At 66.8% G+C, this 19742-nt stretch carries 20 protein-coding genes; 18 read left to right on the top strand and 2 right to left on the bottom strand.

Going from position 1 to position 19742, the window contains the following annotated elements; translation table 11 throughout:
* Positions 1-203 precede the first annotated feature (203 nt).
* The 6 genes from AC5RWU_RS18270 (at position 204) to AC5RWU_RS18245 (ending at position 7600) form a co-directional block, all read left to right on the top strand.
* On the top strand, positions 204-800 hold the full coding sequence (locus AC5RWU_RS18270) for a GDSL-type esterase/lipase family protein (RefSeq protein WP_494037129.1): 597 nt from the start codon (positions 204-206) through the stop codon (positions 798-800).
* A gap of 276 nt (positions 801-1076) precedes the next feature.
* Positions 1077-2852 (top strand): ABC transporter family substrate-binding protein, encoded by a 1776-nt coding sequence (locus tag AC5RWU_RS18265; protein WP_494027911.1) that lies wholly within the window; start codon positions 1077-1079, stop codon positions 2850-2852.
* 88 nt (positions 2853-2940) lie between these two features.
* Positions 2941-4473 carry an ABC transporter permease gene (locus AC5RWU_RS18260; RefSeq protein WP_494027912.1) on the top strand — a complete coding sequence of 511 codons (1533 nt, stop codon included), beginning with the start codon at positions 2941-2943 and terminating at the stop codon, positions 4471-4473.
* Between the two features lie 12 nt (positions 4474-4485).
* The gene (locus AC5RWU_RS18255) at positions 4486-5595 is read left to right on the top strand and encodes an ABC transporter permease (RefSeq protein WP_494027913.1); all 1110 of its coding nucleotides are present in this window, start codon (positions 4486-4488) and stop codon (positions 5593-5595) included.
* On the top strand, positions 5592-7388 hold the full coding sequence (locus AC5RWU_RS18250; protein WP_494027914.1) for an ABC transporter ATP-binding protein: 1797 nt from the start codon (positions 5592-5594) through the stop codon (positions 7386-7388). The genes AC5RWU_RS18255 and AC5RWU_RS18250 overlap by 4 nt, the downstream gene beginning before the upstream one ends.
* Positions 7389-7525: 137 nt before the next feature.
* Entirely contained in the window at positions 7526-7600 is a 75-nt protein-coding gene (locus tag AC5RWU_RS18245) for a 50S ribosomal protein bL37 (protein WP_369299106.1), read from the top strand.
* A gap of 87 nt (positions 7601-7687) precedes the next feature.
* Here AC5RWU_RS18245 and rsrA read toward each other — a convergent pair whose 3' ends face one another.
* Positions 7688-7948, bottom strand: a complete 261-nt coding sequence (gene rsrA / locus AC5RWU_RS18240) for a mycothiol system anti-sigma-R factor (RefSeq protein WP_494027915.1) — start codon at positions 7946-7948, stop codon at positions 7688-7690.
* A complete protein-coding gene (locus tag AC5RWU_RS18235) occupies positions 7945-8637 on the bottom strand; it encodes a sigma-70 family RNA polymerase sigma factor (protein ID WP_494028135.1) in 693 nt (230 codons plus the stop codon). Before AC5RWU_RS18235 ends, rsrA begins: the two co-directional genes overlap by 4 nt.
* A gap of 573 nt (positions 8638-9210) precedes the next feature.
* On the opposite strand from AC5RWU_RS18235, the gene AC5RWU_RS18230 reads away from it, so the two are divergent.
* The 12 genes from AC5RWU_RS18230 to AC5RWU_RS18175 all read left to right on the top strand — a co-directional run bounded on the left by AC5RWU_RS18230 (position 9211) and on the right by AC5RWU_RS18175 (position 19710).
* On the top strand, positions 9211-9759 hold the full coding sequence (locus AC5RWU_RS18230; protein WP_494027916.1) for a DoxX family protein: 549 nt from the start codon (positions 9211-9213) through the stop codon (positions 9757-9759).
* A 5-nt stretch (positions 9760-9764) separates the two neighbouring features.
* A complete protein-coding gene (aroA, locus tag AC5RWU_RS18225; protein WP_494027917.1) occupies positions 9765-11138 on the top strand; it encodes a 3-phosphoshikimate 1-carboxyvinyltransferase in 1374 nt (457 codons plus the stop codon).
* Between the two features lie 19 nt (positions 11139-11157).
* Positions 11158-12273, top strand: a complete 1116-nt coding sequence (gene rsgA / locus AC5RWU_RS18220) for a ribosome small subunit-dependent GTPase A (protein ID WP_494027918.1) — start codon at positions 11158-11160, stop codon at positions 12271-12273.
* 258 nt (positions 12274-12531) lie between these two features.
* A complete protein-coding gene (hisN, locus tag AC5RWU_RS18215; RefSeq protein ID WP_494027919.1) occupies positions 12532-13374 on the top strand; it encodes a histidinol-phosphatase in 843 nt (280 codons plus the stop codon).
* Between the two features lie 4 nt (positions 13375-13378).
* Positions 13379-14137: a class I SAM-dependent methyltransferase gene (locus tag AC5RWU_RS18210; RefSeq protein ID WP_494027920.1), complete on the top strand. Its 759-nt coding sequence runs from the start codon at positions 13379-13381 to the stop codon at positions 14135-14137.
* A 92-nt stretch (positions 14138-14229) separates the two neighbouring features.
* Entirely contained in the window at positions 14230-15165 is a 936-nt protein-coding gene (locus AC5RWU_RS18205) for a metal ABC transporter substrate-binding protein (RefSeq protein WP_494027921.1), read from the top strand.
* Complete coding sequence (locus tag AC5RWU_RS18200) at positions 15162-15920, top strand: metal ABC transporter ATP-binding protein (RefSeq protein WP_494027922.1); 759 nt, start codon at positions 15162-15164, stop codon at positions 15918-15920. Before AC5RWU_RS18205 ends, AC5RWU_RS18200 begins: the two co-directional genes overlap by 4 nt.
* A gap of 4 nt (positions 15921-15924) precedes the next feature.
* On the top strand, positions 15925-16815 hold the full coding sequence (locus AC5RWU_RS18195; RefSeq protein WP_494027923.1) for a metal ABC transporter permease: 891 nt from the start codon (positions 15925-15927) through the stop codon (positions 16813-16815).
* Positions 16816-16817: 2 nt separating this feature from the next.
* The gene (locus tag AC5RWU_RS18190) at positions 16818-17645 is read left to right on the top strand and encodes a metal-dependent transcriptional regulator (RefSeq protein ID WP_494027924.1); all 828 of its coding nucleotides are present in this window, start codon (positions 16818-16820) and stop codon (positions 17643-17645) included.
* Complete coding sequence (locus AC5RWU_RS18185; protein ID WP_494027925.1) at positions 17642-18121, top strand: fluoride efflux transporter FluC; 480 nt, start codon at positions 17642-17644, stop codon at positions 18119-18121. The genes AC5RWU_RS18190 and AC5RWU_RS18185 overlap by 4 nt, the downstream gene beginning before the upstream one ends.
* Positions 18118-18513: a fluoride efflux transporter FluC gene (locus AC5RWU_RS18180; RefSeq protein ID WP_494027926.1), complete on the top strand. Its 396-nt coding sequence runs from the start codon at positions 18118-18120 to the stop codon at positions 18511-18513. Before AC5RWU_RS18185 ends, AC5RWU_RS18180 begins: the two co-directional genes overlap by 4 nt.
* Before the next feature lie 93 nt (positions 18514-18606).
* Positions 18607-19710, top strand: a complete 1104-nt coding sequence (locus AC5RWU_RS18175; protein ID WP_494027927.1) for a carboxylate-amine ligase — start codon at positions 18607-18609, stop codon at positions 19708-19710.
* The last annotated feature ends 32 nt before the right edge of the window (positions 19711-19742 follow it).

Genomic DNA, 19742 nt, shown 5'->3' with positions numbered 1-19742 from the left:
CAGCCCCCCGTGCCTTCTGTTTGCCCGGACCCCCTTTGGGCGACGAGGCCAGTTTGAGGAAGGTGTTCTCTTGCCTTGGGGACCGCCCTTTTTTGTTTGTTTCCTTCCCCCCCCCCACCCCGCTGTTTAATCCGATCTATCAACCGAGATACAGCATCGGCCGCGGCACGGAACCGATGATTCAAACCTGAAGAGGGTGACTAGTGGAACGCAGGATCAGAATTGCGGCCGTGGGCGATGAACTGCTGGCCGGCATCGGAGACCCGCGGGCGCTGGGCTGGCTGGGACGCGTCCTGGCCAGGACGGCGCCGCCGGAAGCGAAGCTGGAAGCGTTCACCCTTGCGGCCCCCCAGGAAGGCACCGAAGCGCTGGCCGCCCGGTGGCTGCAGGAAGCGGGCCGCCGCTTCGATGAACGGCACGAGAACCGGCTGGTCATTGGGCTTTCCGACCGCGACCTGGACCTTGAACTGTCCACCGCGCGCAGCCGCCTGAATCTTGCGAACATCCTCGACGGTGCGTCGCAGATGAACGTCAAGGCGCTGGTCGTAGGTCCCCCGCCGGGACTCGACCAGGAACGCAACCGCAGGCTAGCCGATCTGTCCGCAGCCTTCGGGGACGTCACGACCCGGCGCAAGCATGTTTATGTGGACACCTTCAATCCGCTGCTCAACCACGAGCAGTGGCGCACCGATCTGGCCGTCAACGGCGGGACTCCCGGACAGGCCGGCTACGGCCTGATCGCCTGGCTGGTGCTGCACCGCGGCTGGTACAACTGGCTCGACGTGCAGGAACCGGGCTGATCCCGGCCTGGGCAGCCGCTGGTCATATTGCGCAGCCGTTCCCCGGAAACAGCCTGCAATTGTAATCCGGCGGCCCGGCTTGGTGGCACCTTCTGCGGGCTTCCATCACGATGCGGTTACAGCTGCGAAACTATCGGCACCGATCTGATGCGGAATCGTCAACGATTAACTAGGCTACTGGCAATGCGATCCAAATCACTGTAATCCGCTGGTCCGGACTAGGATGAGGCGCAGGACCGCGCTTCACGCGGAGCACTCGGACAGTTAGGAAACACAATGCGATCCAAGCGATGCTTGTCCGTTGCCGCGCTGGCCGCCGGAACGCTGGTGCTCAGTGCCTGCGGGACGGCCGGCGGCGGAGGCACTGCAGCCGATGAACCCGGTGAATCCGCACCGTCCATCACCGTGGCAATCAGCCAGACACCGGACGCCTACAACGGAAATACCGCGAACACGAACAGCGTGTACAACTCCTACGTTGACAACCTGGTCCACAGCAACTTCGCCTTGGTCAACAACGAAGGCGTGGTCGAACCCAATACCGACTTCGGCACGTACGAGAAAACCAGCGATGATCCGCTGACAGTGCGGTACACCTTCGCCGAGGATGCGGTCTGGTCCGACGGCACGCCGATCGACTATGACGATTTCCTGCTCGCCTGGGCCGCGCAGTCCAACAACAATCCGGCACCGGAGCCGGACGAAAACGGCAACGAAGTGGACATCTTCCAGCCGGCCAGCAGCAACGGCTGGCGCCAGACCGCCATGCCCGAAGGCAGCGCCGGCGACAAGACGGTGGAACTCGTCTACGAGGAACCATACGCGGACTGGGAGGCCTTGCTGGCCAACTATGCCTTTATGCCGGCCCACATTACCGCCGAGCAGGCCGGACTGTCGGCGGAGAACAACGGCGAGGCGCTGGTGGCCGCCATCGAGGAACGGGACACCGCGGCGCTGACGGCCGTTGCCGGTTTCTGGAATTCCGGCTGGAACTACGAGGCGGACCTGCCCCGCCTGCCGGACGCGGCCCTGATTCCCTCATCCGGCCCCTACAAGCTGGACAATGCCTCCAATGGCACGCTGACGCTGGTGCGGAACGACCGGTACTGGGGCGAGGAACTGGCCGGGCAGACCGAGTCGATCATCTTCAGGACCGTTGATGATACCGAGGCCGTCCAGGCCCTGCAGAACGGCGACGTGGACGTGATCAGCCCGTCCTCCCCCAGCGTCGACACCAAAGCCGCGCTGGAGCAGATTGGGGATTCCATCCGGATCCTTACCGGAACGCAGATGACCTTCTCCCATATCGACCTGGACCAGCGTCCCGAGGGCGTCTTCGCCGACCAGCGGGTGCGGGAAGCCTTCAGCATGTGCGTACCGCGCCAGGACATGGTGGACAAGTTCGTCAAACCGATCGATCCCGAAGGCGTTGTCCAGAACCTGCGCGAGTACCAGCCGCCGCACCCGGACTATGACGCCGTCCTTGCCGATGCCCCGTCCGCGTCCAAATACGACGAGGTGGATCTCGAAGGCGCCCGTGCCAAGCTGGCCGAAGCCGGCAGGACGGAACCGGTAACCGTCCGCCTGATGTTCGCACAGCAAAGCAAGCTGCGCGCCGACCTCTCGGCCCTGGTGAAGGACTCCTGCGACCAGGCCGGTTTCAACATCGAACTGCTGCCGGATCCGGAATGGACCGATAAGCTGACCGAGGTCGGCGCCTGGGACGCCATCATGTTCGCCTGGGCCGGCTCGGGGCTCGTTGCCTCCGGCCAGTCCATCTACATCACCAACGGTGAGCAGAACTTCGGCGGCTACAGCGACCCGGAGGTCGACGAGCTCTGGAACGAGATCGCCACGACCACGGACACCGCCAGCGTCGTTGAAACGAAGGCCCGCCTCGAAGAGCGTCTGGCTTCGACGGTCTACAACGTCGTGCTCTACTCCAATCCGGGGCTCGACGCCCACAGCAGCCGGGTGGAGGGCGTGGTATCCAACGCGACCCAGTACGGCATTACCTGGAATGCCTATGACTGGGTCAAGCGGACGAACTAGGCACACGGCGCTGACGGTATGACGCACAGGGGAGGACAGGCTGACCGGGTCTGTCCTCCCCTGCGGTAACAGCGACAAGGAGCCCGGGGTGCTTTTCTTCATCGGCAGACGGCTGGTCATCTCCTTTTTCATCCTGCTCGCGGCCACGGCGATCATGTTCTTCCTGACCGCGCTCTCTGGCGATCCCCTCGCGGACCTGGCCGAACTGCGCGGCCCAGACAAGGAATCGCGCATCGCGGCCCGGACGGAGGCTCTTCACCTGGACACTCCGGTACCGGTCCGCTATCTGCTCTGGCTCCAGGAAATCGGCCGCTGCATCGTACCCGGCGGCGATGCCTGCACCTTGGGCCTGGACCGTTCCGGCAACCCCGTCCTGCCCCAGCTGCTGACCGCCATGGATGCCACGTTCAGGCTGGTCGTCGCCGCAACCATCATCGCGCTGGTCATTGGCGTCATCATCGGCATCGTGACCGCGCTGCGCCAGTACAGCATCTTCGACTACTCCACCACCTTCGTCGCGTTCCTGTGCTTCTCGCTTCCCGTTTTCTGGGTTTCGACGCTGTTGAAGCAGTACGTGGCCATCGAACTGAACACCTGGCTGGCCAATCCGCAGCTGGAATACCTGACCATTGCGCTCATCGGCGTGCTGGCCGGAATCGTCTGGATGATCGTCATCGGCGGAAACCGGAGGCGCAAGGCAACAGTGTTCCTCACCGCGGCCGCGGCCACCGCGCTGACCCTGTACCTGCTGCTGGTGACCGGCTGGTTCCGAAGCCCCGGACTGGGGCCTGTCGGCCTGCTGATCTGCGCGGCCGCCGTCGCCATCGGCTGGGTCGCGCTGGCCGCAGGATTCCGACGCCGGCAGATCCTGGTCAGCGCGCTGGCCGCCGCCGCCGTCGGTTACGCGGCCTATCTGGCCACCCAGCCGCTGATGGCAGATCCGGGCTGGCTGACCTTGGCCGGGCTGGCTGCTGCCACGGTGGTAGTCTCGCTGCTGATCGGCCGGATGTTCGGGGGACCGTACCGGCGGCAAGCACAGCGGGTCACCGTCGTCGTCGGGCTGCTCTTCGCGCTGCTGGTGGCCGCGGACCGCCTGATGGCCGCCTATCCTGCCGTTTCCGCCGCCACCGGAGGACGCCCCATACCCACCACGGGGGCCGAATCCCCGAACTTCAGCGGCACCTTCTGGGAAGTGAACCTGGACTACATTCTGCACCTGATCCTGCCGACGCTGGCGATCATGCTGATCTCCTTTGCCACCTACACGCGCTTCACCCGCGCCAGCCAGCTCGATGTCATGAACCAGGACTACATCCGTACCGCGCGTGCCAAGGGACTCAGCGAGCGGACGGTCCTGGTCAAGCATGCCTTCCGCAACGCTATGATCCCGATCACCACCCTGATGGCGTTCGACTTCGCCGGCGTCCTCGGCGGAGCCGTCATCACGGAGACGGTCTTCGGCTGGAACGGTATGGGCAAGCTCTTCGTCGACGGGCTGACGAATGTGGATCCCCACCCCGTCATGGCCTTTTTCCTGGTCACCGGTGCCGCTGCCGTCATCTTCAACATGCTGGCGGATATCACCTATGCCTTCCTCGACCCGCGCATCAGCCTGAAGTAAGGGGTCCACCAGATGACGAACAAGGACGAACGGCTCGCCACCGGCGGGCCGGAAACTGGCCGTACGGAGTCTGGCCGACCGGAAGAGGGCGGCGACCGCCAGGAGTTGCTGGAGCAGACGCTGGCCAGCCAGGACACCGATGTCGCGGCCGGACCGGCCACCCGGGGGATCGCCGGCACTCAGCCGGCCGCAGTGGCGGTCCCCGGCGTCCACGCCGCAACGGCCGCCAAGAGCCAGGGCCAGCTGGTCCGGGCACGCTTCTTCCGGCACAAGGGGGCCATGGCCGGCCTGACTATCCTTGCCCTGACCATCCTGCTGGCTTTTTCCTCGATCGGGTTCGCCGGCATTCCGGGATGGTGGCCCACTCCGTACCATGAGATCCGGCCGCTGCTCGACGGCGGTGCGCCCACCCTGCGGCTGTGGCCCTTCAGCCTGGGTGAACATCCCTTCGGCCAGGACGACCTCGGACGCGACTTCTTCGCCCTGAGCATGCGGGGCGCCCAGCAGTCGATCATCATCGCCTTCATCGTCGGAATCGTCAGTACCGTCGTCGGAACCGTTATTGGCGCCGTCGCCGGCTATTTCCGCGGGTGGGTGGAGTCGGTGCTGATGCGCTTCACAGACGTCATCATCACCATTCCGCTGCTGGTGATCGCCGCTGTCATTTCCCGGAGCGTGGGCAATCAGGGCATCGTGCCGCTGGCCGTCTTCCTGGGTCTGCTGACCTGGACGGGCCTGGCTAGAATTGTCCGGGGCGAATTCCTCTCACTGCGCGAAAAGGAGTTCGTCGAGGCTGCCAAGTCCGTGGGCGCCGGGTCCGCCCGGATCATCTTCAAGCACATCCTGCCCAACACCATCGGGGTCATCATCGTTTCGGCTACGCTGACCATTTCCGGGGCGATCCTGCTGGAAACCGCGCTCAGCTTCCTGGGGCTGGGCGTCCAGCCGCCGGACACCTCGCTGGGCCGGCTGGTCAACGACTACCGTTCGGCCATGACCGTGCGGCCGTGGCTCTTCATCCTGCCCGGTGTGTTCATCGTGATCATCGCCCTGGCCGTGAACTTTATCGGCGACGGGCTGCGCGACGCCTTCGATCCCCGGCAGACCAAGGCAAAAGCATGAGCGGAAAGAACGGCGTGCCGGCCTTTTCTGCCTCATCCCCGGGCGGCTCCGGCGCAGAACCGATCCTGGACGTGCGGGGCCTGGGCGTCGACTTCTTTGTGGACGGCGAATGGATCATGGCCGCGGAAGGGATTAGCTATCAGGTCCGCCCGGGAGAGATCCTGGCCATCGTGGGCGAGTCCGGGTCCGGCAAGAGCCAGTCCTCGCTGGCTCTTGCCGGCCTGCTGCCGGCCAACGCCCGGACCCGCGGCAGCGCGAAGCTGCTCGGCACCGAACTCATCGGGGCGCCGCAGGCCCGGCTGCGCCGGATCCGGGGCAACGACATCTCCATGATCTTCCAGGAACCGATGACCGCACTGAATCCGGTGCTGACCGTGGGCGAGCAGATTACCGAGGTCATCGAGCAGCACACCGAGCTCTCCCCTGACCAGGCCCGGGACCGTGCGCTCGGACTCCTGCGGCTGGTGGAGATCCCGGAACCGGAAATCCGCTTCCGGCACTATCCCCATCAGTTCTCCGGCGGGCAGCGGCAGCGCATCATGATTGCGATCGCCCTGGCCAATGATCCCATGCTGCTGATCGCCGATGAACCAACGACTGCACTGGACGTCACCGTACAGGCCGAAGTGCTGGAACTGCTCCGCAAGCTCAACAAGCGGCTCAACAGCGCCATCCTGCTGATCACCCATGACATGGGGGTAGTGGCGGACCTCGCCGACCACGTGGTGGTGATGGAGCAGGGCCGGATCGTGGAAGCGGCCCCGGTCCAGGAGCTGTTCACGAACCCCCGGCAGCCCTACACCCGGCAGCTGCTTGCCGCCGTGCCGCACCTGGGCGCGAAGGTCGGCGGCGTGCTGGCCGCCGTCGAAGTGACGGAAGCCGGGGTGCGGATCGATACCCGGACGCAGGAGGCTGCCGCGAGGAGTCTTGGAGTGGTACCGGCCAGGGCCGCGGCGGCGGTGGTTCCGGCCCTCGAACTCCGGGACGTCGGGATCGAGTACCCGGGCCGTTTCCGAACCCCTGCGTTCAAAGCGGTGGAGGGCATCTCCTTTGCCGTCAATCCCGGTGAAGTCATGGGACTGGTGGGTGAGTCCGGCTCAGGCAAGTCGACCATCGCCCGCGCCGTGGTGGGGTTGCTGAGGGCCAGCGAGGGCAGCATCAGGATCAACGGCACGGAGATCACCCGGCTGGGCGCCAGGGCCCTGAAGCCCATGCGCCGCAGGTTCTCCATCGTTTTCCAGGATCCGGCAGCCTCCCTGAATCCGCGGATGTCCATCGGCGAGAGCATCGGAGAACCGATACTGCTGCAGGAAAAGCCCCCGCGGGCGGAACTGAACAAGCGCGTGGAACAACTGCTGGACGACGTCCATCTGCCCGTTCGTTTCCGCAACCGGTATCCGCACGAGCTCTCGGGCGGGCAGCGGCAGCGCGTCGGGATTGCCCGCGCGCTCTCGCTGCGGCCTTCGCTGCTGGTGGCCGACGAGCCGACGTCGGCGCTTGACGTGTCTGTCCAGGCACGGGTCCTGGAGCTGCTGCAGGAACTGCAGCGGGAGTACGGCTTCGCCTGCCTGTTCGTCAGCCACGACCTGGCAGTGGTGGAGATCCTTGCCGACCATATCGCTGTACTCAACAAGGGGCGGATGGTCGAACACGGCTCCACCGAGCGGATCCTGAAGTATCCCGCCGACCCCTACACCCGCCGGCTGCTGGCTGCAGCACCGGTTCCGGACCCGCAGGAGCAGGCCCTGCGCAGGCAGCAGCGCAATGCCCTGCTGGCCGCCGGAACCGACTGAGCTCAAGGGCTGAACACGATCTTGCCGAAGACCTCGACGTCGCGCATCCGCCGGAATCCCCAGCCAGCCTGGTTAGGAGCCGGTCCACCGGTGTGGGAGGATGGAGGGCAATTCTTTTCCAACGTAAGGAGGCAGCTATGAGCAAGCGTGCACGCAAGCGCCGTGACCGCAAGCGCGGCGGCGCAAACCACGGTAAGCGTCCCAACACCTGAGCAGGTGTTGACTGCGTCCGGCTGCGGACGCATCGAAAAGACCCCCGCGGCTGCTGCCCGGGGGTCTTTTCCGTCAGCGCTGAGCCGTCAGTGCTCCGCCATCTGGATCTGGCTGATCCGGTTCAGGATATTGGCCTTCAGGGTCTCCGGAGCGTGTTCCTTGCAGGAGCGCTTGACCACGGAGCGGATGACGCACTCCAGATCGTGCTCCTGGGCACAGTCCGGGCAGCTCTCCAAATGGTCCTTGATTTCGACGAGGTCGTCGTGGGACAGCGCTCCGTCCAGATACTCATACAGCCGCTCGATGCGTGAATCGGCGCAGTTGCCCAGTTTCCCGCAGTCGCTCATTTCCTGCTCCCCTGTTTGCCGTTCCCCGCATCGCCGGCGCTGCCCTTGGCGGCAGACAGCCCGCGCTCATAGGCGTATTCCGCCAGCAGTTCGCGCAGCATTTTGCGCCCGCGGTGCAGACGGGACATCACCGTGCCAATGGGGGTGTTCATGATTTCCGAAATTTCCTTGTAGGCGAAGCCCTCTACATCCGAAAAGTAGACGGCCAGCCTGAACTCCTCCGGGATCGCCTGCAGGGCGTCCTTGACGTCGGAGTCCGGCAGGTGGTCAAGCGCCTCCGCTTCCGCGGACCGCAGGCCCGAGGACGTATGCCGTCCCCCCTGGGCCAGCTGCCAGTCCTCAATCTGGTCCGAATTGGTCTGGAGCGGCTCGCGCTGGCGCTTCCGGTAGAGGTTGATGTAGGTGTTGGTCAGGATCCGGTACAGCCAGGCCTTCAGGTTGGTCCCGGGCTTGTACTGGTGGAAGGCGGAGAAGGCCTTGGTATAGGCCTCCTGGACCAGGTCCTCCGCATCGCTCGGGTTCCTGGCCATGCGCATGGCGGCGGAGTACAGCTGGTCCACGTACTGCATGGCGTCGCGTTCGAAGCGCGCCTTGCGGTCCGCGTCCGACTCCTTACCGACGTCGATGCTCCGCTCGCGGTCGGCCTGGTCCGCCGCGCCGACTGTCCCTTCAGGCCCTTGAATACTCATCGCACCCAAGTCTACGCGGCGCGTCCGCGGAACCGTCCCCCGGTCATCCGTCCTGCCGGCCACCCCGCCGCGCTTGCCGGCGGCGGGAGCGCGGCTTTGTCCGCGCACCGGCATGATGCTGGCGGCGGATTCGGCTTCGGCCGTTGCTGCAGCCACTGAGTCTCCTGATTCCGGCGGGTCTGTTGGACTATTTGCTTGCGCTGACGGCTTGTCCGCACTGCTTATTTACGCTGCCGGGCGGAACCCTGCCGGAACCGCCGCTAGTTGTAACCGGAACCATCGTGCGGATATTCCGAAGGGAGTTTCCGCGGGCATGTCCCGCTCCGGTCTCCCTTCACGTCTGCATCGGCCTCACGTCTTCATCTGTGTGCCGGGGAACCGCGGAAAACAATGTGTGACTTAGCACCAAAGGTGCAAGACTAGAGGCAACCTGATCGGGTGGCTGCGGCAATCAGCGGGAACCTCCGGACACGCCGGACCGGCCCGGAGGGCGTAATTGTCCGATGAACCGCTGCCGTCCAGCCGATCCGCCGCAGAATGTCAGCCAACGTAAGCCTCAGCCAGGAGGAATGTATGTCCCTTGTACGCCTTGTTGCCCGCCCGCTCCTCGCCACGTCCTTCGTGGCCTCCGGCATCCAGCGTCTCCGCCATGCGGACACCACGGCCGCGCAGCTGCGGCCCACCCTGCAGCGTGTCGGCACCATGGTTCCTTCGGCCGGTCCCGTAACCGGCAATGAAAAGCTGGTCGCCCGGGTCATGGGCGCCACCCAGCTGGGGGCCGGCCTGCTGCTCGCCTGCGGCAAGTTCTCCCGCCTCGCGGCGTTCCTGCTGGTCGGCACATCGGCGCTCAACGCCCTCGTTGAGTACCAGGAGGCTGAAAGCTCCACACCGGAAGGCCGGAACAACCGCCGCTCACGGCTGCTGAAGAACCTGTCCCTGATCGGCGGGGTCCTGCTCGCCGTCGTCGATACCGATGGCCGTCCGGGCCTGGCGTGGCGTGCCGAGCAGCTGGCGGCGAGCACACGGAAGAACGCCAGGTCCCTGTCCAAGGACGCCCGGAAGCAGCTCCAGAAGGCGGACCAAGCGGTACGCAGCGCCGCCTCCGATGTAACCGGCCGCTAGTTCCCATGACGCAGTTTCCCGCTTTCGCAGCAGCCGGCCGGCCGCAGGAGCCATCCGAGCATTGGCCCGCCCCGTTTGCCGCCGCCCCGGTGGATGCCACCGTCCAGGTCCCCGGGTCAAAGTCGCTGACCAACCGGTACTTGCTGCTGGCTGCCCTAGCCAGCAGTCCTTCCCGGCTCCGAGCACCGCTGCATTCACGCGATACCCACCTGATGGTCCAGGCGCTGCGCCGGCTTGGCGCCACGGTCACCGAGGCCGAGGGCGAGGGAGCCTTCGGGCCGGACCTGCTGGTCACGCCCCTCGACCCGGCCGCTGCCGCGGACACGGAGATCGACTGCGGCCTCGCCGGGACCGTGATGCGCTTCGTCCCGCCGCTGGCCGCCCTGCGGCGCGGGCGCAGTTCCTTCGACGGCGATCCGTCCGCCCGTAGGCGTCCGATGGGCACCATCATCAAGGCACTGCAGGATCTGGGCATCACGGTCGACGACGGCGGCCGCGGTGTCCTCCCCTTCACCGTCGACGGCGCCGGCACTGTGCCCGGGGGGCATCTGGTCATCGACGCCAGCGCGTCCTCGCAGTTTGTTTCTGCACTGCTGCTCGTCGGGGCACGCTTCGATCAAGGCCTCCATCTGGAACACTCCGGCAGGGCCGTCCCCAGCCTGGACCACATCAACATGACGGTGAAGGTCCTGCGCGAAGCGGGCGTGGAGGTGGACGACTCCGAGCCGAACCACTGGCGCGTAGCCCCCGGCCCGATCCGCGGCTTCGACGTGCAGATCGAACAGGACCTGTCCAATGCCGGTCCGTTCCTGGCCGCGGCGCTGGCCTCGCGTGGCACTGTACGCATTCCGAACTGGCCGGCGGGCACCACCCAGGTGGGCGACCAGTGGCGGCAGATCCTGCCCAGGCTCGGTGCCGATGTAACCCTGGAGGACGGCGTGCTCACGGTCACCGGAGGAGCGGAGATCCGTGGAGCTGAACTGGCGGACACCAGCGAGCTGGCTCCGACCATCGCCGCCATCTGTGCCCTGGCCGGCACACCGTCGCGGTTGACCGGCATCGCCCACCTGCGCGGCCACGAAACAGACCGCCTCGCGGCACTGGTGACGGAAATCAACAGACTGGGCGGGGATGCCGAGGAAACGGAGGACGGGCTCGTCATCCGCCCGGCGCCGCTGCACGGCGGCGTTTTCCGCACCTACGACGACCACCGCATGGCCACCGCCGGCGCAGTCATCGGCCTGGCCGTACCTGGCGTGGAGGTGGAGAACATCGGCACCACGGCCAAGACCATGCCGGAGTTCGCCCAGCTCTGGGAGGACATGATCGCCATCGGCGCCACCGACATGTCCGATGACGTCCCCGGCTGGACCCGCTGACCAGGGCCAGGAGCTGACCATGGCCAAAGGAACCCGGCACTGGGACGAATCCGATGTCCGCATCCGTCCGAACAAGCGCGGCTCCCGGCCCCGGACCAAGGACCGGCCTGCCCACGAGGACGCCGTCATCGGCCGCATCGTGACCGTCGACCGCGGCCGCTATACCGCGGTCGTGGCCGAGGACACGGAGCAGGAGCGCATCGTCATTGCCGCCCGCGCCCGCGAGCTGCGCCGCACCGCCGTCGTTGCCGGCGACCTCGTCGGGCTGGTGGGCGACGTGTCCGGTGCCCCGGACACGCTGGCACGGCTGGTCCGGGTGGAGGATCGGCAGACAGTGCTGCGCCGCAGCGCCGACGACACTGATCCCGTCGAGCGGGTGGTGGTCGCCAATGCCGACCAGCTGGTGATCGTGGTGGCAGCCGCGAATCCGGAACCCCGCACAGGTTTCATCGACCGGGCGCTGGTGGCCGCGTACGACGCCGGCATCGACCCGCTGCTCTGCGTCACCAAGGCGGACCTCAAGGATCCGGCCGAGCTGCTGGCCAACTACGAGCACCTTGATCTGCCCGTGATCATCAGCCGCACGGCCGAGGAAGAGGACATCGGCATCGCCACCGAATCCGATGAGGGGCTGTCCGCGCGCCTGGACACCGAAGCCGTGGCCGAGCTGAAGGAGTACCTTGACGGCCGGATCAGCGTCCTGCTGGGCCATTCCGGCGTCGGAAAATCCACCATGGTCAACGCCCTGACCGGAGCTCAGCGGGCAACCGGCGGCGTCAACGCGGTCACCGGGCGAGGCCGGCACACTTCGTCATCGGCGTTGGCACTCAAGCTCCAGGATGCCCCGGCAGGCAGCTGGATCATCGACACCCCGGGCATCCGGTCCTTCGGGCTGGCCCATGTGGATCCGGACCGGATCCTCCAGGCGTTCCCGGACCTGGAACCGGGCACCGAGGCCTGCGAGCGCGGCTGTAAGCACGATGCCGCTGCCGTGGACTGCGGCCTGGATGGCTGGGTTGCCTCCGGTTCGGCCGGAGAGGCCGGGGCAGCACGCCTGGCGTCGCTGCGCCGGCTGCTGGGCAGCGAGCTGCGCAGCGAAAACCGCGCCGAGGCCAAGGAGCTCGGTTCCGTCTAGTTACGCCGAAAGCCAGTCGATCAGCCGCCAGAACCAGTTCTTCCGTGACGGCATGAGGGGGCCCCGCAGCGTTTCCATGCCGTGAAAGTAGTCACCAGCCATCGTCGCCACCTCCCTTCGAAGCTTCGTGAACATCTTCCTGCCAAGGGCCGGAGTGCAATTCCGTTCCCGCTATCTATTGTGGGCAGCGGAGTTGGAAATACGCTGGGACAGTGCCAATTCCCTGCCTGCAGGCAAAATAACGATAAGTTGAAAGGCATGACACTCGTTCAGAGCTACAACGATGACCTCCGGCTGGCCCACGTTATGGCGGATGCCGTCGACGCCCAGACGATGTCACGGTTCAAGGCACTCGACCTCAAGGTGGAGACCAAGCCGGACCTGACTCCCGTGACCGATGCAGACAAGGCGGCTGAGGAGGCCATCCGGGGCCAGCTGTCCCGGGCCAGGCCCCGGGACGCAGTGCTGGGCGAGGAATTCGGCTCGACGGGCTCCGGATCGCGGCGGTGGATCATCGACCCCATCGACGGCACCAAGAACTTTGTCCGCGGCGTTCCAGTCTGGGCGACACTCATTGCGCTGGTCGACGAGGGCCGGCCTGTCGTCGGTCTGGTCAGCGCTCCCGCGCTGGGCAAGCGCTGGTGGGCGGCCGAGGGAACCGGTGCCTACACCGGACGTTCCCTGGCCGCGGCCATCCGCCTCAAGGTCTCCGACGTTTCCAGGCTCGAGGACGCTTCGCTGTCCTACTCCAGCCTGTCCGGCTGGAAGGAACGAGGCAACCTGGACGAATTCCTGGGCCTGACCGAAGCCGTGTGGCGCACCCGGGCCTATGGCGACTTCTGGTCCTATTGCCTGGTCGCCGAGGGAGCAGTGGACATCGCCTGCGAACCGGAGCTGAACCTCTATGACATGGCGGCGCTGGTGCCGCTGGTTACCGAGGCAGGCGGCCGGTTCACCTCGCTGGAAGGAGCCGAGGGCCCGTTCGGCGGCAACGCGCTGGCTACCAACGGCATCCTGCACACCGAAGTACTGCACCGGCTGAATCCAAATGTGGACGACCTGCTGGCAGGTGCCGAGCCCCGGCGTGCGGATCCGTCATGATGCCATGGTGAAAGGCGGTCCGCGCCTGGAGGCCCAGCGCCGCAAGGAACTGGCGCAAAGTTATCTGAGCGGAGCTGCGCACTATGAAAAAGTGCGGCCCGGCTATCCGGCCGAGACTGTCGACTGGATCCTGCCCGCCTCGGCCAAGAGCGTCGCCGATGTCGGTGCCGGCACCGGCAAGCTGACGGCCGATCTGGTAGCGCGTGGCCTGGAGGTCACCGCCGTCGACCCCTCCGCGGACATGCTGGCCCAGCTGCGCGGAAATCTGCCCACGGTGCATACCGTCGTCGGCATCGGCGAGGACACCGGACTGCCATCCGCGTCAGTGGACGCCGTTACCGTCGCCCAGGCCTGGCACTGGTTCGATCCGGCCGCGGCGAGCACCGAACTGGCCCGCATCCTCGGCCCGTCGGGCCGGCTGGCACTGATCTGGAACCAGCTGGACGTGACGGTTCCCTGGGTCCACCGGCTGGCCAGGATCATCCACGCCGGTGATGTCCTCAAGCCAGGGTTCACACCTCCGGTGGGGCCGGAATTCGCCGGCCTCGAGGACCATGCAACACGCTGGGTGGACCGCCTCACCCCGCCGGACATCGCGGAGCTGGCCAAGTCCCGCAGTTACTACCTGCGGGCAGACAGCGCCACCCGGCAGAAGGTGATGGCCAACCTGCACTGGTACCTCTACGAGCACCTGGGGCACCGGGAAACCGAGATCCTGGAGCTGCCCTACTTCACCCACTCCTGGCGGGCCCACAAGCGGTAGCGGGCCCTGGGCGGCAGCGCCCAAAGCGGCAGCGGCCACCGGCTGCCCCACCCCACTGTGCGCAGGAGCACACTGCCGCGTTATATTTAGGTATGCCGAAAAAAAGATTTCCGGTACTCCTGCTCCTGGTGCTGGCGCTGGCCGTGTCCGCCTGCAGTCCGCTTCATGTCGACGGCCAGGCCGCTGACCGGCAGGACGACGGCCGGCCGCTGGTGCTGACCACGTTCACCGTCCTGGCGGACATGGTGCGGCAGGTCGGCGGGGACAGGGTGCGGGTCGAGTCGATCACCAAGGTGGGCGCGGAGATCCACGGCTACGAGCCGACGCCGTCGGACCTGGTCAATGCGCATGAGGCGGACCTGATCCTGGACAACGGACTCGGTCTGGAGCGCTGGTTCGAGCGCTTCGTCGCCGCCCTGGACGTCCCGCACGCCGTCCTCTCCGAGGGCGTGGAACCGGTGAATATCCGCAGCGGCGACTATGAAGGCAAGGCGAATCCGCATGCCTGGATGTCCCCCGATGCTGCCAAGATCTATGTGGACAACATCGTCGCCGCACTCACCGCTCTGCTGCCGGCGGAGGCCGGCTACTTCCGGGAGCGCGGCGCAGCCTACAAGGTGCAGCTGGACGGGCTCATGGCCGAACTCACCGCCGGCTTCGAGGACATCCCCGGCGATCCGTCCTTGGTCACCTGCGAAGGAGCGTTCTCCTACCTGGCACGGGACGCGGGGCTGCGGGAGGCCTACCTGTGGCCGGTCAACGCGGATTCCGAAGGCACTCCCCGGCAGATCAAGGACGCCATCGCCTTCGTCGAGGAGAACAACGTGCCCGCCGTCTTCTGCGAATCCACCGTCAATCCGTCCGCCCAGGAGCAGGTCGCCCGGGCGACCGGCGCGCGCCTGGTCACTCCGCTCTACGTCGACTCGCTGTCCGAGGCGGATGGCCCCGTCCCCAGCCATCTTGAGCTGGTTCGCCATGACATCAGAATGATCCGCCACGGCCTTATGGAAACCGGAGGCACACCATGACCACCGCCATACAACCTACGACGGCGGCTGCCATCGCGGTTGCCGACCTGCACGTGAGCTACAACGACGTGGTCGCCCTCAGCTCGGTCACGCTGCAGATCCAGCCCCGGACCATCTGCGGGCTCATCGGCGTCAACGGCTCGGGCAAGTCCACCCTGTTCAAGTCGCTGATGGGGCTGGTCCATCCGAACCGCGGCACCGTCCGCCTCTTCGGCAGGGATTCCAGTGCGTCCAGGAAACAGAACATGGTGACGTACGTGCCGCAGTCCGAGGACGTGGACTGGACCTTCCCCGTCTCCGTCCGCGACGTGGTGATGATGGGCCGCTACGGTCGGCTGGGTCCCGCCCGCCGGCCGCGCCCGGCGGACCGGGATGCCGTCGAGCGGGCGCTGGACCGGGTGGGCCTTACGGACCTGGCGGACCGGCAGATCGGCGAACTGTCCGGCGGCCAGAAGAAGCGTGCCTTCGTGGCCCGCGGGATCGCCCAGGAAGCGCGCCTGCTGCTGCTGGACGAGCCGTTCGCCGGCGTGGACAAGGCCTCGGAAGCCACGTTGACGGCACTCTTCCGCGAACTGAGGGATGAGGGCCGGACCATGCTGGTGTCCACCCACGACCTGGCCGGCATTCCGCAGCTGTGCGACGAGGCCGTCCTGCTGCACCGCCGCGTGCTGGCGCACGGGACTCCGGCCGAGGTGCTGACCAATGAGAACCTGGCCAAGGCCTTCGGCACCGCCGTCGAGAGCATGGAGGACTGACGCGATGGACATCATTACCTGGATCGCCGAACCGCTGGAGTACGGTTTCCTGACCCGGGCCTTGCTCGTGACGGTAGCCGCCACGGTTGTCTCCTCCGTGCTCTCCTGCTGGCTGATCCTGATGGGCTGGTCGCTGATGGGCGACGCGGTTTCCCATGCCGTGCTTCCGGGGGTCGCCCTGGCCTACATCGTCGGTGTTCCCTTCTCGGTGGGAGCCTTCATTTTCGGCGCGGGGGCCGTCGCGCTGATCGGCATCGTCCGCTCCACCACCAAGCTGAAGTCGGACACTGTCATCGGCGTCGTGTTCACCGCTCTCTTCGCCGTCGGTCTGGCCATCATCTCGCGCACCCCCAGCCAGACCGATCTGTCCCACATCCTGTTCGGCAACGTCCTCGGCGTCTCGGCAAACGAGCTGTGGCAGGTCCTGGGCCTGGGCGCCGTCACCCTCGCCGTCCTGCTGTTCAAACGCAAGGACCTCACACTCTTCGCCTTCGACCGCACCCATGCCCACGCCATCGGGCTGAACACCCGCTGGCTCTCGGCGCTGCTGCTGGGTCTGCTGGCCCTGACGGTGGTCGTGGGGCTGCAGGCCGTCGGCATCATCCTGGTGGTCGCCATGCTGATCACCCCCGGTGCCACTGCCTTCCTGCTGACCCGGCGCTTCGACCGGATGCTGATCCTGGCCGCGGTGATTACCGCTCTGGCATCCGTGGCAGGGATCTATGCCAGCTACTATCTGGACATTTCCACGGGGGCCGCCGTGGTGCTGTCCCAGTCCACAGTGTTCCTGGCCGTATATCTGTTCGCCCGCCGGACCGGGGTAGTCTGGCAATGGCGCAGCCGCCGCCGGGCGCGCACCTGCCCTGAACCCACCGGAGAACTGACCGGAGTATGAGCATGTCCCCCAGCCGAAGCCAGGCCCCCCGCACGTCCACGGACCGGAAGAGCCCTGCCGCCCGGAAGAGCCCCACCGCCCGGAACGGCAGCCGGGCAGCCCGGAACGGCAGCCGGGCAGCCGCCGCCAGCACCGATTCCGCCAGCGTCCAGGACTATGTGAAGGTGATCTACAGCTTCACCGAATGGCAGGACAAGCCCATCACCATGAGCCAGCTGGCCGCGCGGCTGGAAGTGGCCAATTCCTCGGTCTCCGAGATGGTGCGCAAGCTGGTTGATCTGGGCCTGGTGGACCACGAACCCTATGGCGCCGTCGAGCTGACGGCCTCCGGACGCACGCTGGCACTGTCCATGGTGCGCCGCCACCGCCTGTTGGAAACATTCCTGGTCCGGGAACTGGGCTACAGCTGGGACGAGGTCCACGACGAGGCCGAGCTGCTGGAGCACACCGTATCGGAGCTCTTCCTGGAACGGATGGCGCAGAAGCTGGGGCACCCCGACCGGGACCCGCACGGCGATCCCATTCCCGCCGCGGACGGCAGCATCGAGCTGCCCCCGGCCCATCCCCTGCAGGATCTCGACACGGGGCACCTGGGCACGATCACCCGGATCAGCGACGCCAATCCGGAACTGCTGCGGTTCCTGGAGCGGCAGCAGATCGAGCTGGATGAGACCGTTGAGATCCTCGGGCGCAGGCCCTTCGGCGGCTCGCTGGTGGTGAAGGTCGGCACAGGCGCCAGGGCCCGCGAACTGGACCTTGGCGACGAGCTTGCCTCCGCATTGTGGATCCGGACCGGCCGGCCGCACGCCGGCTGCACATTGGCTGGATGAGACCGGGCAGCACAAGGCCAGGCAATCCCTCCTCGCCGCGTTCCCCCGGATCGCTGCGGGTCTGGCTGGCGGTCGCCGGCGGCGGCCTGGCCGGGACCGAAGCCCGCTACTTCCTGGGACTGGCCGTGCCCGACTCCCCCTCCGGCGTGCCCTGGACCACGCTTGCTGTCAACGTGCTGGGCAGCCTGGTCCTTGGCTTCCTCACCACCTGGTGGGCGGCGCGGCCCGGTACGCCGTTCTGGCTCCGCGCCGGGCTGGGACCGGGACTGCTCGGTTCCTTCACCACCTTTTCGGCACTGGCGCTGGCCGTAAATATGCTCGCGGCCGGCGGCCGGCACCCAGCATGGCTGCTGTACCTTGGACTGTCGCTGCTGCTGGGCCTGGCGGCCGCGGCCGGTGGACTGGCCCTCGGCCGGCGCGTCGGAGGCCGGAGGCCAGGGCGGCAGGCGGCCCGCACTCCGGGGAGCGCGCTTTGATCACTCCCCTCATCGTCGGACTTGGTGGAATCGCCGGCGCCCTGCTGCGCTTCGCGTTGGATTCCTGCTTCGCCGCACGGCGTCTGGCCGATCCGGAGCAGAGCCACCCGGGGGCGCGGCCCAGCCGGCACTGGCCCTATGCCACACTCCTGGTCAACATCACCGGTGCCTTCATCATCGGGACGGCTGCTGCCGCCCCGGCTCCGGATCACGGCTTTCATCTGGCGCTGACCACAGGGCTGGCCGGCGCACTGACGACCTTCAGTTCCTGGACAGTTGCCACCGTTGGGCTCTGGCAGGAGGGCAGGCGCCGCGCCGCCGTCGCCAATGTGCTGCTGAACCTGGGCCTGGGCCTGGCCGCCGCCGCGCTGGGACTGGTCCTGTTCGATTAAGCGCCTGCGTTGGCCCGCCGGCTATAGAGCGCCGCGACGTACCGGCATATGCTCAGTACACAGCCATGCAGCATCAGCGAAGGAGGTGCCGCGGTGGCAGTGTCCTTCGGCATCGAGGAGGAATTCCTCCTGCTGGACCGCCATACCGCGATGCCGGAACCGGCGGCGGAGCGGATCGCCGCGGCGATGAAGAACGACGGCGGCAGTCCGCTCCCGTCCGAACCGCAGAAGGAGCTGCTGGCCTGCCAGCTGGAGAGCTCGACACCGGTCTGCACCAGCGTGGCCGAAGCCCTGGGCGAGCTCAACCGCTTCCGCCACAACCTGGCTCGCACGGTGCACCGGGAAGGGCTGCGTGCTGCCGGCGTAGGCGCGGCACCCAGGATGCCGGAGTGCCCGGCGCGGGTGGCCCATACCCGCCGGTACCATGACATCACCGCGAATGCCCGCGGTATCGTGGCCGACCAGTATGTCAACGGCCTGCACATCCATGTGGGGGTGCCGGACCGGGAGGCCGGTGTGCGGGCGATGAACCAGCTGCGGCCGTGGCTGCCGACCATCGTCGCCGTGGGGGCCAATTCGCCGTTCTGGCACGACCGTGACTCTGGCTTCGCCAGCTGGCGCACCATCCACTACCGCCGCTGGTCAATCCAGGGCTCCCCGCCCGAATTCGCGGACGCCGCGGACTACGACCGCAGGCTGCAGCGGCTGCTGGGGACCGGCGTCGTACTGGACACCGGGCACATCGGCTGGACAGCACGGTTGTCCGAGAACTACCCCACCCTGGAGGTCCGTGCGCCCGACTCGCAGCTCGAGGCACGGGACAGCGTTCTGCTCGCCGCCGTCGTGCGTGCCCTGGTCATCCACTCGCTGGACGACAATCTGGCCCCCTCCCCCGCCGTGGAACCGGAATTCCTTGACATCGCGCTGTGGCAGGCGGCACGCCACGGGCTGGCCGGCGAGCTGCTCAACACTGCCGATGGCTCCCGGATACCGGCGCGGGAGCAGATCCGGCGGCTGCTGGACCACCTTGATCCGGTCCTGCGGCGGCTGGGTGACGCCGACTTCGTCCGCGCCGGCTTCGAGCGGTTGTTCCGGGACGGCACGGGAGCGGAACGGCAGCGCCGTGCGCTGAAAGCCGGCGGCATGAACAGTGTCGTCGACCTCTTCACTTCCTCACTTGTCAGGGAGGGCAGTTAGGCTGTCACCAGTGCATTCGGCCGACAGCAAGG

The organism is Arthrobacter sp. B0427-1-12, assembly GCF_059092905.1.
The sequence above is the reverse complement of the archived record's forward strand: the minus strand, read 5'-3'. Positions and strand labels throughout refer to the sequence as shown.

Excerpts from the sequence above, each read along its gene's own strand:
- AC5RWU_RS18265 (WP_494027911.1), top strand. The coding sequence starts at position 1,077 with ATGCGATCCAAGCGATGCTTGTCCGTTGCCGCGCTGGCCGCCGGAACG.
- AC5RWU_RS18255 (WP_494027913.1), top strand. The coding sequence starts at position 4,486 with ATGACGAACAAGGACGAACGGCTCGCCACCGGCGGGCCGGAAACTGGC.
- AC5RWU_RS18250 (WP_494027914.1), top strand. The coding sequence starts at position 5,592 with ATGAGCGGAAAGAACGGCGTGCCGGCCTTTTCTGCCTCATCCCCGGGC.
- rsrA (WP_494027915.1), bottom strand. The coding sequence starts at position 7,948 with ATGAGCGACTGCGGGAAACTGGGCAACTGCGCCGATTCACGCATCGAG.
- AC5RWU_RS18235 (WP_494028135.1), bottom strand. The coding sequence starts at position 8,637 with ATGAGTATTCAAGGGCCTGAAGGGACAGTCGGCGCGGCGGACCAGGCC.
- AC5RWU_RS18230 (WP_494027916.1), top strand. The coding sequence starts at position 9,211 with ATGTCCCTTGTACGCCTTGTTGCCCGCCCGCTCCTCGCCACGTCCTTC.
- aroA (WP_494027917.1), top strand. The coding sequence starts at position 9,765 with ATGACGCAGTTTCCCGCTTTCGCAGCAGCCGGCCGGCCGCAGGAGCCA.
- rsgA (WP_494027918.1), top strand. The coding sequence starts at position 11,158 with ATGGCCAAAGGAACCCGGCACTGGGACGAATCCGATGTCCGCATCCGT.
- hisN (WP_494027919.1), top strand. The coding sequence starts at position 12,532 with ATGACACTCGTTCAGAGCTACAACGATGACCTCCGGCTGGCCCACGTT.
- AC5RWU_RS18210 (WP_494027920.1), top strand. The coding sequence starts at position 13,379 with ATGGTGAAAGGCGGTCCGCGCCTGGAGGCCCAGCGCCGCAAGGAACTG.
- AC5RWU_RS18205 (WP_494027921.1), top strand. The coding sequence starts at position 14,230 with ATGCCGAAAAAAAGATTTCCGGTACTCCTGCTCCTGGTGCTGGCGCTG.
- AC5RWU_RS18200 (WP_494027922.1), top strand. The coding sequence starts at position 15,162 with ATGACCACCGCCATACAACCTACGACGGCGGCTGCCATCGCGGTTGCC.
- AC5RWU_RS18195 (WP_494027923.1), top strand. The coding sequence starts at position 15,925 with ATGGACATCATTACCTGGATCGCCGAACCGCTGGAGTACGGTTTCCTG.
- AC5RWU_RS18190 (WP_494027924.1), top strand. The coding sequence starts at position 16,818 with ATGTCCCCCAGCCGAAGCCAGGCCCCCCGCACGTCCACGGACCGGAAG.
- AC5RWU_RS18185 (WP_494027925.1), top strand. The coding sequence starts at position 17,642 with ATGAGACCGGGCAGCACAAGGCCAGGCAATCCCTCCTCGCCGCGTTCC.